Annotated in this window: 11 protein-coding genes; 7 read left to right on the top strand and 4 right to left on the bottom strand. The window is 70.5% G+C overall.

The genetic code is table 11. The features are described 5' to 3' along the window. The first annotated feature begins 402 nt into the window (after positions 1-402). Positions 403-1,365: a hypothetical protein gene (locus WMF12_RS40370; RefSeq protein ID WP_437853817.1), complete on the top strand. Its 963-nt coding sequence runs from the start codon at positions 403-405 to the stop codon at positions 1,363-1,365. A gap of 345 nt (positions 1,366-1,710) precedes the next feature. Then, entirely contained in the window at positions 1,711-4,029 is a 2,319-nt protein-coding gene (locus WMF12_RS40365; RefSeq protein WP_437853815.1) for a helicase-related protein, read from the top strand. Between the two features lie 327 nt (positions 4,030-4,356). Here the strand turns inward: WMF12_RS40365 and WMF12_RS40360 are convergent, their stop codons facing one another. Beyond that, positions 4,357-5,421: a TIR domain-containing protein gene (locus WMF12_RS40360; RefSeq protein ID WP_437853814.1), complete on the bottom strand. Its 1,065-nt coding sequence runs from the start codon at positions 5,419-5,421 to the stop codon at positions 4,357-4,359. A gap of 264 nt (positions 5,422-5,685) precedes the next feature. Between WMF12_RS40360 and WMF12_RS40355 the strand changes: the two genes are divergently transcribed. Continuing rightward, entirely contained in the window at positions 5,686-6,372 is a 687-nt protein-coding gene (locus WMF12_RS40355; RefSeq protein ID WP_437853812.1) for a queuosine precursor transporter, read from the top strand. Between the two features lie 8 nt (positions 6,373-6,380). Here WMF12_RS40355 and WMF12_RS40350 read toward each other — a convergent pair whose 3' ends face one another. After that, a complete protein-coding gene (locus tag WMF12_RS40350) occupies positions 6,381-7,295 on the bottom strand; it encodes a hypothetical protein (protein WP_437853810.1) in 915 nt (304 codons plus the stop codon). Between the two features lie 271 nt (positions 7,296-7,566). Between WMF12_RS40350 and WMF12_RS40345 the strand changes: the two genes are divergently transcribed. Beyond that, the gene (locus WMF12_RS40345; protein WP_437853808.1) at positions 7,567-8,739 is read left to right on the top strand and encodes a hypothetical protein; all 1,173 of its coding nucleotides are present in this window, start codon (positions 7,567-7,569) and stop codon (positions 8,737-8,739) included. Beyond that, a complete protein-coding gene (locus WMF12_RS40340) occupies positions 8,736-9,839 on the top strand; it encodes a metallophosphoesterase family protein (RefSeq protein ID WP_437853806.1) in 1,104 nt (367 codons plus the stop codon). Before WMF12_RS40345 ends, WMF12_RS40340 begins: the two co-directional genes overlap by 4 nt. 30 nt (positions 9,840-9,869) lie before the next feature. Here the strand turns inward: WMF12_RS40340 and WMF12_RS40335 are convergent, their stop codons facing one another. Further along, complete coding sequence (locus WMF12_RS40335) at positions 9,870-11,027, bottom strand: pyridoxamine 5'-phosphate oxidase family protein (protein WP_437853802.1); 1,158 nt, start codon at positions 11,025-11,027, stop codon at positions 9,870-9,872. Positions 11,028-11,390: 363 nt separating this feature from the next. Between WMF12_RS40335 and WMF12_RS40330 the strand changes: the two genes are divergently transcribed. Continuing rightward, a complete protein-coding gene (locus tag WMF12_RS40330) occupies positions 11,391-12,224 on the top strand; it encodes an AraC family transcriptional regulator (protein WP_437873943.1) in 834 nt (277 codons plus the stop codon). Here the strand turns inward: WMF12_RS40330 and WMF12_RS40325 are convergent. After that, positions 12,195-13,247 (bottom strand): hypothetical protein, encoded by a 1,053-nt coding sequence (locus WMF12_RS40325; protein WP_437853799.1) that lies wholly within the window; start codon positions 13,245-13,247, stop codon positions 12,195-12,197. The two genes, WMF12_RS40330 and WMF12_RS40325, sit on opposite strands and share 30 nt — an antisense overlap. Positions 13,248-13,540: 293 nt before the next feature. On the opposite strand from WMF12_RS40325, the gene WMF12_RS40320 reads away from it, so the two are divergent. Continuing rightward, positions 13,541-14,158, top strand: coding sequence for a helix-turn-helix domain-containing protein (locus tag WMF12_RS40320; RefSeq protein WP_437853797.1), 618 nt, complete (start codon positions 13,541-13,543; stop codon positions 14,156-14,158). Positions 14,159-14,169: the final 11 nt, after the last annotated feature.

Below are 14,169 nucleotides of genomic sequence, written 5' to 3'. Positions count from 1 at the left end.
ATCGCCGACGCCGATGCAGTCCAGAGATAAGGGCGAGCTGCCGCGCTCGTCCGTGACACGGGCCAGCGCGCTGCGTGCGCAGGAGCTCGATCCCCAGCGTTGAGGCCCACGCCTTCGGCCGCCGCGTCCTTCGCGCTCTCCCCCGGTACGCGCACGCGTACCCCGAACCTCCGCCCGACGAACTACCACTCTCCTATCCATCGATTCGCGCCCCCCAGCGCCGTGGCGGTACAGCGCTGAATACGCGATTTCTGAATGACATCGACGCGGCGCATGTAACAACCCGATTCTCCTCCTCCCCATACGCGATGACGCTCTCCCTCGCTTCGCAAAAACAGCATGCCCCGCGCGAAAATTGGCTTGCTGGCACGTTCGGGAAATCCCATTCTCGTCACCGCACCGATGCGCATCAGATACGACGCGTTCGGCAAGAACGTCCTGCGCGAGACCCTCGCTCTCACCGGCGGCGCCGACACTCAGGTCGAGGTCATCTCAACTTCCCAGACCATGGACATCTGGTACGTGCCCGATCCCGCCCGCGCCGCGTTGCGCGCAGAGCTCGGCCTGCTCGGCGAGCTCGCGGCGGAGCCCTGCCAGTTCGAGCTCTTCCACGACACCCCCGGTCCGGCCGAGCTGCGCGGCTGCGTCCGCAAGCAGCTCCACTGGCACCACGAGCTCGAGCGCCGCGCTGGCGGCGCCGTGCCCTTCCCGCGGCTGTGCGTCCTCAGCAGCGGCCGGCCCGCCACCGTGCTCGACGCGTTCGGCTTCGACCCGGTGCCCGGGCGCCCCGGCCTCTACCGGGCCGCGCCGGGATGGCAGATCGACCTCGTTGCCATCGCCGAGCTGCCGCGCGTCCGAGACACCCTGCTCCTGCGCCTGCTCGGCGCACGCGCCGTGCTCCGCGATGCCATCCGTGAGCTCATCGCCCTGCCCGACGACGCCTGGGAGAGGAGCATTGCCCTGCCTTGGCTGGTACGATTGCGCTTCGAGGTCCCGGCCGAGCCCTCGGCGCGCACGACGGAAGACGCGGAAGAGGAGGAGATCGTGACAGAAGTTCAGCAGTGGTTCGAGCAGCTCAAGCAGTCGCTCCGCGACGAGGCGCGGAAGGAGGCCCTCCAAGAGGGGCGCAAGGAGGGCATCAAGGAGGGCCTCAAGGAGGGCATCAAGGAGGGCATCAAGGAGGGACAGCTCCGGGTGCTGGCGATGCAGTTCGAGAAGAAGGTGGGCCGACCGCTGACCGAGATGGAGCACTCCGTGTTGGCTGAGCGGTTCGAGCGCCTCGGCGCCGATCGCCTCGACGATGCCAAGCTGGCACTCCCGCCCGAAGCGCTCGCCGCCTGGCTCGCGGACCCGACGGCGCGCTAACACAGATCCATCGTTCGCCGACGGTGCCTACGCTTCCGTCGTTGGTGCGTCCGGCTCGCAGCGCGCGGCGTGCAGTTGCCCGCTCCCGCCGCACGACGGCGCTGGGCGGGGTTGACGCAGGCCTGCCTGCTCGCTTCCGGGCACGGAAGCTATCCGCGACTTCTTCGTTGACGGCGGCGGTGGTGACGGGGGCATCGATCTGGAGCTCCGGGGAAAGGAGGGGGCTCCGCAGGGCCCTCGGCGAGCCAAGGACGAGCCCGCCCAGCGGCAAGGACCCGAGGCGCACGCCCTCGGCGCGTCGCGCGGGGGCGTAGCTGCGGCGTCCGGTACTAAGCTGCGTGCGCCATGGTCGACGCTTCCCCCATCACCGCCGTCCTGGGCCCGACCAACACCGGCAAGACCCACCGCGCCATCGAGCGCATGCTCTCGCACGACTCGGGCATGATCGGCCTGCCGCTGCGCCTGCTCGCGCGCGAGGTCTACGACCGGGTGAGCACCCGGGTCGGCGAGGCCCGCGTCGCGCTCGTGACCGGCGAGGAGAAGCGCGTCCCCAGGCGGCCGGACTACTGGGTGTGCACCGTCGAGGCGATGCCGGTCGATCTGGAGGTCGACTTCCTGGCCATCGACGAGATCCAGCTCGCCGCGCACGACCAGCGCGGCCACGTGTTCACCGAGCGCCTGCTCCTCTCGCGCGGCCGGCGCGAGACCTGGTTCCTCGGCGCCGACACGATGCGGCCGCTCATGGCCGAGCTCGTGCCGACCGCCAGCATCGTCCAGCACCCGCGCCTCTCGCGGCTCGCGAGCGCCGGCGCCGGCAAGCTCTCGCGGCTGCCGCCGCGCAGCGCCGTCGTCGCGTTCTCGACCCCGCAGGTCTACGAGATCGCCGAGCGGCTGCGCGCGCAGCGGGGCGGCGCCGCCGTGGTGCTCGGCGCGCTCTCGCCGCGCACCCGCAACGCGCAGGTCGCCCTCTTCCAGTCGGGCGAGGTCGACTACCTCGTCGCCACCGACGCGATCGGCATGGGCCTCAACCTCGACGTGCGCCACGTCGCGTTCGCGGCGCTCCGCAAGTTCGACGGGCGCGCCGTGCGCGACCTCGACCCCGCCGAGCTCGCGCAGATCGCCGGCCGCGCGGGCAGGCACCTCGCGGACGGGACCTTCGGCACCGTCGCGCCGCTCTCGCTCCCCGACGGCGTGGCCGCCGCGATCGAGGCGCACCGGTTCCCCCCGGTGCGGCGGCTGCTCTGGCGGAGCAGCGAGCTCGACATGAGCTCGATCGACGCGCTCCTCGCGTCGCTCAGGGCGCGGCCGCGCGCCCGCTCGCTGAGGCTCGTCGACGACGCGGAGGACACGGCCGCGCTGGCGAGGCTCGCCGGGGACCCGGAGGTGCGAGCGCGCGCGCGGGGTGAAGAGGCGGTGGGGCTCCTCTGGGAGGTCTGCCGCATCCCCGACTTCCGCAAGCTCCTGTTCGAGTCGCACGTCGCGCTCCTCGCCGAGATCTACGGGCAGCTGTCGGGCCCGAGCGCGGCGCTCGACGCCGGCTGGATGGCCGCCCGGGTGGCCGAGATCGACGAGGTGGGCGGCGACATCGACACGCTGATCACGCGGATCGCGTCGATCAGGACGTGGACGTACATCTCGAACCACGCGCGCTGGGTCCGCGACGCGGCAGCGTGGCAGGAGCGCACGCGGGCGATCGAGGATCGCCTGAGCGACGCGCTCCACGAGCGGCTGGTGCAGCGCTTCGTCGAGCGGGGCGGCGGCGCGGCGCGCCGCTCGCGGTCGTCGTCGGGCGCGCGGTCGTCGCCGGGCGCGCCCACGACGCAGCGGCGCGCGGAGGCCGAGCCGCCGGCGGTGCCGGAGGGGCACCCGTTCGCGCCGATCGCGGCGCTCCGGGCCCGGCTCGCGCCGGGGCCCGCGGCGCCCGCGCCCGAGGACGATCGGGCGCGCTGGGTCGAGGCGCTCGTCGGGGCGCCGCACGAGCGGTTCTCGGTCGACGTGGGCGGGCGGATCTTCGACGGCGAGCGGCTGCTCGGGCAGCTCGCGCGCGGCCCGACGCTGCTCCTGCCCGACGTGCGGCTCGCCGCGCTCGAGGACCTCGGCGCGGGGGCGCGCTCGCGTGTGCTCCGGCGGCTCGTGGCCTTCGCGCGCGATCTCGTCGAGGCGCTGCTCGCGCCGCTGCGCTCGCCCGAGGTGCGCGCGCTCCCGGGCGCGGCGCGGGGGATCGTCTACCAGCTGGAGCAGGGGCTCGGGACGGCGGCGGCGCGCGACGCGGAGGAGCAGGTCGCGGAGCTCGCGCCGGAGGGCCGGGCGCTGCTTGCGGCGCGCGGCATCGAGGTGGGCGAGCGCGTGCTCTACGTGCAGCCGCTGCTCCGGCGCGGCGCGCTCGAGCGCCGCCTCGCGCTGTGCGCCGCCTGGTTCGACCGCGGCCGGGTGCCCGCGTGCCCGGCGCCCGGCGCGGTGTCGATGGCGGTCGCGCGGGGCGTGGATCCTAAGGCCTACGCGGCGATCGGCTACCCGGTGTTCGGGACGCGGGCGCTCCGCGCGGACGTGGCGGAGCGGGTGCTCCGGGCGCTCGCGAGCGGCGAGCCGGCAGAGCGGCTCTCGGGCTGGATGGGGTGCTCCGCGCGGGAGGCGCCGAGGGTGGCGGCGTCGCTGCTGGGGTAGGGGAGAGGAGAGGAGGCCGGCGATCGCCCGACGTCGAGGTCAAGCGCAGAGCGCAGCGGATCCTCGGCGACGTGCCGCCCAGCGCGCCGAGGACGCCAAGAAAAGCACAAAGATCCTGGCGTCTTGTGGCGGCTTGGCGGTTCCATCATTCCGGCGACGTGGGGGAGCTCCCCCACCACCAGAGGGTCGCCTGCCTCTCGTCGGCCGCACGAGGCACCCGGAAGTCGAGCCGGGCCGTGCGCTCACCGAACGGGAACGATCCGGCGACAGCCTCGCGAAACGACGCGCGCGTTGCGACAAGCATTCATCCTTGAGTCCCTCGTCCCCTCACAAGCTGATTTCACAGGTAAGCTCGGGGGTATCTCTCGACTCGCCGTTCGTAATAGCCCAGTTGACATCGCTCGACATAGCGCGTCGCACGATCTCCTCCATGACCCCTACAATCCACAAACGAAGCAGCACCGAAGGGGGCCCGAGATCTCCGATGGTCAGCACCACCTTCCAGGTAAATCCGGTGTCAACACGCCAAGATCCGGACGTAAAGAGGCACGACAAGATGCTGGTCGTATGGCGCAGGACGGGCACGACGTTCACCGTCGGCACCGCGTAAACTGGGCGCACGAACTGGTGCAGGTCGCCGCTGACCGCCAGTCCACCGAAGTCACGCCAGCGCTTGGGATCCCGCAGGACCAGCGACGTGGCGAGATCCATGTAGGTCGTGAGCGTCTCGAGATCGTATCTCGCGAGCAAATCGAGCGACTCATGGCGGAGGTCGTCGCGGCAGTGTTCGGGCATCTGCGCCACGACCAGGTCGCGTGCGCTCCTGCCGCACTCGTCGATGAGCGTCCGATCCATGCTGCGCAGGACAACACCGCTTACTCGAACTTGTCCTGCGGCGCTCGCGCGGCGCGGCTGTCCCGGGGTGACGCTCGGCCGCGTGAGGCGCGTCGCAACGACGGCTTGCTCGATGCGCGCTGCAACGTCGGCCCAGGCGATCTCGGGGTCAGGGGAGCTTGCCAGCGGCTCGCCGCCCGCGGGGAGGGGCGTCAGGAACGCGAACGCCGCAGCGCTCCAGTCGCACGGGCGCAAGATGATCGGAATCACCCGCGCGCCGTCGCTGGTCAGCAACCGCCGACGCGCCTGCTCGACGTCGGCGCCGCACTCGTCGTCCGCCAGGAAATCGGCGCTTACCAGCAGCAAGATGATACGGGCCTGCGCGAGCCGGGTGGCGGCCGCAGCGCTCCGTTCCTCGTCGGCCCCGATCAGTCCTCTGTGCCAGGGACGGATGAGCCCCTGTCGGACGAGCGGGCCTAGATGGCTATCGAGGCGACTCCTCAGCGCCTCGTCCGCGTGCGCATAGGAGATGAAGATGTCGATCGCCAGATCGGCCACGCTCGCGAGCATACCAGGATCGGCGACGAACGCGCAGGAATTCGTCGCGTCCGCAAGGTCGATCCTGCTGGCCCCCGCGCCTGCCGACCGTGGCCGCGCGAGCACGGAAACGGGTGCGCCACGCAGCGAGCCTAGCCGGGGTCGTCGTTGATTCTTTGTCCTCGCCGCCGGCGGCCATCTAGGCTCGCGGAGCCGTGCGATCGACCCACCCGGGCTCAAGACCGCGGCGGTCCCCGAAACTGCCTTGAAAATGAGGCGATCCTCATGTCCGAATCGTCGCCCAGGAGCGCGAGCCAAGATCTGACGAGCGCCATCAGGCCGGCGGCCATCGTCGTCATCTCGTTCTATATCGCGGCGCAGCTCATCAGTCAGATCGCAAGCCTCAAGATCGGCGTCGTCTTCTCGTTGGCCGTGGATATGGGGACCTTTATCTATCCCCTCACCTTCACCTTGCGGGACATGGTCCACAAGACCATCGGCAAGCGCGGCGCCCAGACGTTGATCCTTTGCGCCGGCGGGGCCAATCTCCTCATGGCCCTCTACCTTCTTTGGGCCGCACAAGTGCCATCTGACCCGTCCTGGGGGCTCGGCGATCAGTTCTCGGCGATCCTGAGCCCGGTGTGGCGAATCGTGTTCGCGAGCATCGTCGCGGAGGTCGTGAGCGAGCTGCTGGACACCGAAGTCTTCCATCGGGTCCGCGAGGCCTATCTGAGAAAGTCGGGCCCCAGGCGCCAGTGGCTCGCGGTCCTCGCGAGCAACGCCGTCAGCGTTCCGGTCGACAACCTGCTGTTTTGCTTCGGTGCCTTTGCCTTTGTCCTGCCGTTCGACGTGATCCGGCAGATCTTCGCCATCAATCTGGCGACCAAGCTCGCCATGACCCTGATAAGCTTGCCTGGTATCTATCTCGTGCCCGACAAGAAGAGCGAGGAGGCTCCGGGGCCGCAAGCATAACCCGCTGCTCAGGGCTTGCAGAAATCTTTGGCCGTCTGGACGGCGGCGACGGTGAGCTTCACCGCCTTCGCGCCGCCGGAGACGACGTACTCGGACGCCCCGTAGATGTCCGCGCCCGGCGCCCAGTTGTACGAATAGCCCAGCCTGGTCCAGGGAAAGCCCGTGGGCGTCTGACCCTTCTCCGGCACTTGCCACGACGACATCGCATGGTTCGTGAACCACCTGTAGTAATCGGCCGGCGCCAGTGAAGGCTGCTTTTCAGGCAGCTTCGTCCCGTCGCAGGAGTCGGTGTCGACGCGGGCGTCCGTGCACGGGCGGAAGATGCTCGCGGCCGGCACCCCCGAGAACGTGACGAACTGCCGCTCCATCGTGTCCGCGGGGAGCGGCGGCTGCGGGGCTGACAGGCCGAGGACCTGGTGGATCTGGAGCACCACATCGCCTGTCCACGTCTTGCACTTGTTCTGGAGCTCGCCGTTGCTCGTGACCCACACGTCCCACTTCACGTTCACGGGCTGCTGCGCCACGTAGGCGCCGCACTTGTTCGGTCCGCCCTCGCCCCGGCAGCCGGCCCAGGTGGTCACGGTGTAGGTGCCGTTCGCGTCGGGCTTGAGCGGAACGAGCTTGCGCGCGGCGGCGGGCGTGACGACGGCGGACTTGAAGATCGCCTCTCTGTAGAGCGCATCGAGATCCACCACCGCGGGGGCCGCCGGGCCGGGCGCGGCTGTCGCCGGCGCGGTCGCGGCTGTCGCCGGCGCGGTCGCGGCCGGAGCGGGGCTCGTCGCAGGGGCCGCGGGCTCCGGGCTGGGTGATGGGGCGGTGGCCGCTGCGGGGGGCCGAGCCCCCGACACCGTGACGCACGCTCCGAGCGGGAGCAGGAACAGGCTTGTCATGGCCGCCGTCGCGGCGCGTGAGGATCGGATCATCTTCGCGGCTTCTCCTTGGTTGCCGAACAACACTATCCGACCTGCGGCGCCGGCTACAGCGTCACGGGCCCCGTGTGCTGGAGGAGCTGCCCGGTCGGCCACGTCGACTCCGGCGCGACGTGAACGAAGGTCATCTCGACGTGATCGACGAGCCCTCGGCCGCCGCGAGCTCTTCAGGACCGATGGCCGAGGGCGGCGGGGGTCGGATGCTCTCGACGCGTGCAAAGCCGGCACGGCCGTGCCACGGTAGGCGCCCGCCACGCAGAGCTCGATGCTGAGGCCCCCGCGCACCACAGGCCACGTCCTCACCCTGGCGCTCCTCCTCGTGGTCGCGCCGGCCCAGGTCGAGGCGGGTGATGGCGCGCCAATCCCCCCGGCCATGGCCGCGCCCATGGCCGCGCCAGGCGAGGCGCCGGCGACCGCGGCGCCGCCGACGAAGGATGTCTCCGCCGGGCGCCGCGCCGTCGCCGCGGCCGGCGCGGTGTTCCCCGGGGTCATCACACACGGCACCGGGCACCTGATCCTGGGTGAGCCGCGCACGGGCTGGACCCTCCTGGCGCTCGAGGGCGCGGGCGCCGGCCTCGCCGTGGGCGGGCTCGCGGGCGCGGCGGCCTCAGGGGCCTCGCGGCGCGTCATCGCGCCGATCGTGCTCACCACCGTGACGGGTGTGGGCCTGTTCGGGATCTCCCTTCTTGCGGACCTCTATGGCGTGCTCGCCCCGGAGGGCGGCACCGGCAGCCCTCCTTCGTCGTTGCCCTGGGTCGAGACGCAGCTCGGATTCGCCTATGTCCACGACCCCACGTTCGCGTACCGCACGTTTCTCGTGCCGGGCGTGGATCTGCGCCTGAGCTCCCTCCGCCTCTCGGGCTCGGGCTGGTTTGCCTTGAACGACGACAATGCGCGCCTCCGCGTCGAGGCCGCGCATCGCTTCATCGGCCCCGGCACGCCGGACGGCCCGCGCGCGGCGGACGGCTCGTTCCTCGAGATCGAGGGCGCGCTCACCCATCACCGCTACACCTCCGACGACTTCTCGATCACCACCGGCGAGGTCAGCCTCGAGGGCCGGCTCGATCTCGCCCACCTCGGGCGCACGCTGCGGGGCTCGTTCGCGGAGATGGGCTGGGGTATCGCGATCGAGGGCTACCGCCACGGCCGCCGCCCGCTCGAGGGGAACGAGCTCTTGATCCCCCACTTCGCCTTCGGCGCGTACCTCGGGCACGCGGGGTATCCGCGCGGCGAGGCCAAGGTGGTTTACGACCACCGGCACGACGGGGTTGTCGGCGGCGCGAAGCTCCCCGGCCTCGGCAGCGGCGTCCCGGGCCATTTCGGCCTGGAGGGCCGGCTCCATGCCTCGCCCCGGTGGGGCCTGCTCGCCGACCTGAAGGCGGGCTCCGCGTACGTCGGGCGCCTCGCGCTGCTCTTCCGCCCTGGAGACTCGCCATGATCCTGAGAGACGCTCTCCTCGCGCTCATCGCCCTCACCGCGCCGCTCGCCCTCTCCTGCCTGGACGTGGCCGAGGGCCGCGCGCGCCGCGACCTGGAGGTGGGAAAGGCCTCGCGGGGAAAGGCGCGCGTCGCCGTGGACGAGGGGCTCGCGGCGATCCGCCGCCTCGACGCGGGCGAGCTCGCGCTCTGGGCGAGCGCGCCCGCGCTCTCGATCCGCCTCACCGACGAGGCGGGCGGACCGTGGAAGATCACGATCGAGAACATGCTCGCCGACGCCGAGCTCTCGGCGCGCGTCGGGGACGAGCGCGTGCCCGTGGAGCTCGTCGAGGCGCCGTTTCCGACCCAGCGCACCTTCCGCCTCTCCCTGCCGCCCGGCGCCGAGGCGACCCTCTCGCTGCGCCCGCCGGACGAGGCGCGGCGCGAGCCGTGGCGGTTCGCGGTCTTCGCCGACGTCCAGGAGGACATCGACCGCGTTCAGGACATCTACGCGAGGATGAACGAGGCGGAGGGCGTCCGCTTCGCCCTCATCAGCGGTGATCTCACGTCGCGGGGCTCGCCCGAGCAGCTCGAGCGATTCCAGCGCGAGATGAAGACGCTCCGTTTTCCCTGCTATGCGACGCTCGGCAACCACGAGCTCGGCACGCGGGACGACCTCTACCACGAGTGGTTTGGCCGCGGGAATTACCGCTTCGCGTTCCGAGGTGTGCAGTTCACGATGCTCGACTCGGCGAGCGCGACGATCGATCCGCTCGCCTACGGGTGGCTCGACGGCTGGCTCACCGAGGGGCAGGATCTCCTGCACGTGGTCACGATGCACCTCGCGCCCCTCGACCCGGTGGGCTCCCGCAACGGCGCATTCGCGAGCCGCGCCGAGGCGAACAAGCTCCTCACGATGCTCGCGGACGGGCGCGTGGATCTCACGTTCTACGGCCACATCCACTCGTTCTATGCGTTCGAGAACGCGGGGATCCCTGCGTACATCTCGGGCGGCGGCGGCGCGATCCCCGAGCGGCTCGACGGCATCGGGCGCCATTTCGTCACGGTCGACGTCGAGCCCCCCGCCAAGATTGCGCAGGTCGCCGTGGTCCGCGTGGATTGAACCGAGTCGCTTCGCTGTCCGAGCCGATCGTCATCGCAGGCGACCTTCGCGCTGGTTGTCCGGGTCGTCCGCCCTCGTCGCGCCGCGGTCGTAGCCCTCGTCCGTCAGCCCCTTGCGGTAACCGAGATCGATGAGCCAGCGCAGGAGCCTCGGGAAAGCGCCGGCGCCGCTGCCGAGGAGGCGAATCATCGTCGCCTTCGCGCCGCCGCCCTTGTTGAGCGCAAGGTGCTGAGTCGCCAGCGCCATCAGATCGGGGACGGCGCCCGCGTCGACGTCGGCGGAGCGTTGCCAGATCTTCGACCGCTGCAGGGCCTCGTTCGCCAGGAGCTCCGCGCGCTCCACGCGGATGACGAGCGCGGCCTGCGGTGGCTTTCCCGCGAGCGCCATGGTCGACAAGAGCGCCGGCTCGTCGGTGACGCACGCCGTGCCGCTGACGTGCAGAACGTCGTCGCGCCCTGGAACCACGGCCGCGAGGGAGACCTGGTCGCACGTCACGACGTTGTGGAACGTATCGGTCCGCCGGTTTCCCCGGCGATCGGGGATGACGAGCGTCTCGTGGTCGAGGATCCGCAAGAAGCCCGGGAAATCTCCTCGCGGGCTCGTATCGCCCGAGCCCGCAGCGTCCCACGACGAGAGGACGGCAAAGGGGCTCGATGCGAGGAAGCGAGCAACGCTCGGATCGCCGAGGGGTCCGCCTTCCCTTTCGTGGCGCGCGCCATCACGCGGCAATGGCGGCTCGACAGCGGCCGCGGCGCGAGCGCGCGGCCCCTCCCAGAGGCGGGATCGGAGGATGCTCCTCGCGCAGTGCACGAAGGCCTCTTCGACGGTGACGACGATCCGGCCGCCGCGTCGCTCGGCCACGGAGCCGTTGAGCCGAAGGGTCTCGCCGATCCCCGGCACGAGGAAGACGAACGAGGCGCCGCTGCCGGACTTCGGCGTCGGGTGTCTCGCCGGTAGCTCGAGCCGAACGCGCTTCGGCGATTCCACGTGCGCAAAGCCGCGGGCGCCTCCGACGAAGGTGCTGCGCCAGCCTCCCTGTTCGTCACGAAAACCGAAGCCGGCGACCGGAGCATTGGCGAGGACGCGCCGACATCCCTCGTCCAGGGCGCCGATCTGCTTCATGCGCACGGCCGGGATCGGGGCGCCGACGATCGCCTCGATCTGCTGCGCGGTCATCACCTTCCGCATCGAAGAGCCTCTGCTTTCCTGCCCGCCGAAGAGCGGTTTCCCGGGCTCCGGCACGGCCGCCGGAGTCCGGCACGGCCGCCAGAGCGCGCAGAGGAACCATCGCAGCCGGCGAACTTGACCGCATTCCGAAATGAGGACATTTTATTTTGCAATCCGGCCATGGGTTCGAAGCGAAGGAAGCGCCCCGCGTCGCCCGTGTCATCAACGGCATCGCCGGCGTCGGCCTCGCCCTCGCCCTCCGCCGGTCCCACCACGAAAGGCTCGTCAGCCCCGCCCGCGTCGTCGTCGATCGATTCCCCCGGGTGGACCTTTCATGGGGACGTCCAGATCGCGAACGAGCCACGCGCGTCGGCGGCCGAGGCGATGGAGTCGCTCTCGCGTCGCTTCGCGCGCGAGGATCGTGGCCAGTGGCGAAGCACGCTCGCGCGGCCCGCCAACGCCGTCGGCCTGAGCATGGTCACCGGCGGGCTGGAGAGCGAGTTCCACAGCCACCGCGAGTCACAGCTGTTCTTCCTCGAGCGCGGCGAGGTCACGTGCGAGGCGTCGAACGCCCTGTGGATCGTCCCACCGCGCTCGGCGCTGTGGATCCCCGCCGGAGTGCTCCACAAGATACGAGGGCGCGCGCCGCTCGAGGGCTACGGCGTCTTCATGGAGCCGGACGTGGCTCCGAGCCTGCCGGCCGAGTGCTGCGCCGTCTCGGTCACGCCGCTCTTTCGCGAGCTGCTCGTCCGTCTCGCGGCGCGCCCCGCGCTGTACGACCTCGACGGGCCGGATGCGCGGCTCGTGGCCGTCCTGTTCGACGAGCTGGCGGCGGCGACGATCGAGAAACATCGCCTGCCGATGCCGGCCGACCAGCGCCTCCGAAAGCTGGTCGATGCGATGGCGACCCACCCCGCCGACGGCGCGACGATGGGCACGTGGGCCCGCCGGATCGGCGTCGGCGAACGGACCCTCAACCGGCTGCTCGTCCGGGAGACCGGCCTCAGCTTCGGTCGCTGGCGCCAGCAGCTCCACATCGTCCTGGCCCTCCAGCGGCTCTCGCGCGGAGCGAGCGTGCAGAGCGTCGCGAGCGATCTCGGCTACGAGAGCGCGAGCAGCTTCGTCACCATGTTCCGCAAGGCGCTCGGCGCGTCGCCGGCGCGGTACATGGCCCGTCGTCTCGGCCGGCTAACGCTGGACCAAGGAGCTCAGCCATGACTCGATGTCTCGCGTCGGCGGGTAGCTGTCTTGCTCTCGCTCGCGATCGCCGTCGATCGACAACCTGAACATCGGGCACTCTTCATCCGGCGGAAAGACCTTCTTCTGCACGACGGCCCCGGTCCGCCTATCGAGCACGGTGGCCTCGGTCTCCTTGAACCGGATCGTCAGGTCGGCGAGCGGCTCGCCCGCGCGGTCCTTGTACCCGGTGCACGTCTTTCGGCCCTTGATCTCCGGGAGCCGGCGCGTGATGGCCACCAGATCCACGTCTTGCAGCAGGACCGCCTGGCCGAAGAGCTTCATGGAAGCCGTCTCGAGGAGGAGCACGCTGCTCAGATCGCTCTCCTGCTTCGGCTCGCCTTCGAAGACGACCGGCCCATTCTTGACGCGATCGAGCACCGACAGGACGGACATGGCGGCGTCGACCTGGCGCAGCTCGATGGAAGCTGCCTGTCCGGAGGGGAGCTCGATCTCGAGCTTCGCCTTGGGCCCTAGCAGGGTATCGCGGTACCTGGCGACTGGAACTCTTCCGAGCTGGCCCTCGACATTGTCGAGCTTGATGATGTCATAGATAGTGCTCTCGATGCGCCCGCTCTTCTCCCCGACCTTCCACCTGGTGCCTTCCGGGAAGCCGTGGAAGGTGATCTGGTAAGTGCCCTCGAAGATGGCGACGTCGCCGTGGAGCGCTTCGTCGGACTTGACGACGAATTTGCGCTCGTTCGACCACTCCAGCTCGAGCGGGCCGCGGAACGGTTCGGGGACCCGCGCGCCCCGCGGGGCGAGCACGGCGATGCTCACGAGCATGGCGATCGCGATGGCGACCCCGAGGAGGATCGCCGCCAACGTGCGTCTCGGCGCCGCAGCGGGGCGAGGCGCGGCGACGGGCGGCCCTGGGCGCTGCAGCTCTGGGCGCTGCAGCTCGTTGTGTGTTCCGCAGTAACGGCACACGATCGTGCGGCTGCCCGGCGGGACCTCCAGCGGCGCGATGCATCGCTGGCAGTGGTAAACGTTGACGGGGCTCATCGGCTGCAAGCTCCCCCAGGAACGCGAGGGCACGTGGACACTCCGCGCGCGGGTTCCACGCTGGAGCTGACAAGTGAACACAAGTGAACAAGTGAAAAGGACGAGGACGAGCTCGTGGACGATCCCTACCTCATCGCCTCTTCCTCGCCCAGGCTTCCCGCTGTTCTGCCTTGACAAATGAACAGTATCGCGCAAAAGTTCGACCTGGCGTGTGTCCACCTTGACAGGTGAGCAGTACTGCGCAAAAGTTCGACCGGGTACGCCTGCGCCCGCACGGAAAAGAGGAGATGACGATGCCCATGATCGGACGACAGTGCACGCGCGACGGCAGGACGGTCTGCCTTCGGATGAGTCAGACCGGGCTACCGGTGAATCAAGAGGAGCGCGGGCTCACGCTCGTGTACGGGTGGGCGAGCGAAGAGCGCCGCGCGCAAGGGATCCCCGCGTCGATCCAGGGAGTCGAGTTCCGCACCGACGCGGGCAAGGTCCTCGCGTTCGACTTCTGCCCGTTTTGCGGCGAGAAGCTCGCGGGGAGCACGAGCAGCGTCCGAGCGCCCGTGGCGCGGCGCACCGCTCCGGAAGGCGCCCGCACCGAGTCGCAGCCGGTGGCGGTCGAGCGCACACAGCGGGACGGGCGCGCGGTCGAGGCCGTGCCGCCCACCCGTCCGAGCGCGCCGGCGCGCGCGCAAGCGGCGGCGGGCTCGACGACGCTGAAGGTGCTTCGCGAGAAGCTCGGGCTCTCGCAGGCCGAGCTCGGCGAGAAGCTCGGCCTCGCGCGCAGCTCGGTCGCCAACTACGAAAACGGACGGTCACCTCTGTCGCAGCGGCTCCGCAAGTGGGTCGCAAAGCACGAAGCGAAGCTCAACGACGGGGGAAACGGCGCATCCGGCCGCGGGAGCGCGGCCGCCTAGAGCGACGGTCG

This window comes from Sorangium sp. So ce363 (assembly GCF_051520435.1).
In the GTDB taxonomy this organism is placed as follows: domain Bacteria; phylum Myxococcota_A; class Polyangia; order Polyangiales; family Polyangiaceae; genus Sorangium; species Sorangium cellulosum_B.
Note: the sequence above shows the minus strand (reverse complement) of the source record. Positions and strands in the feature narration are given on the sequence as shown.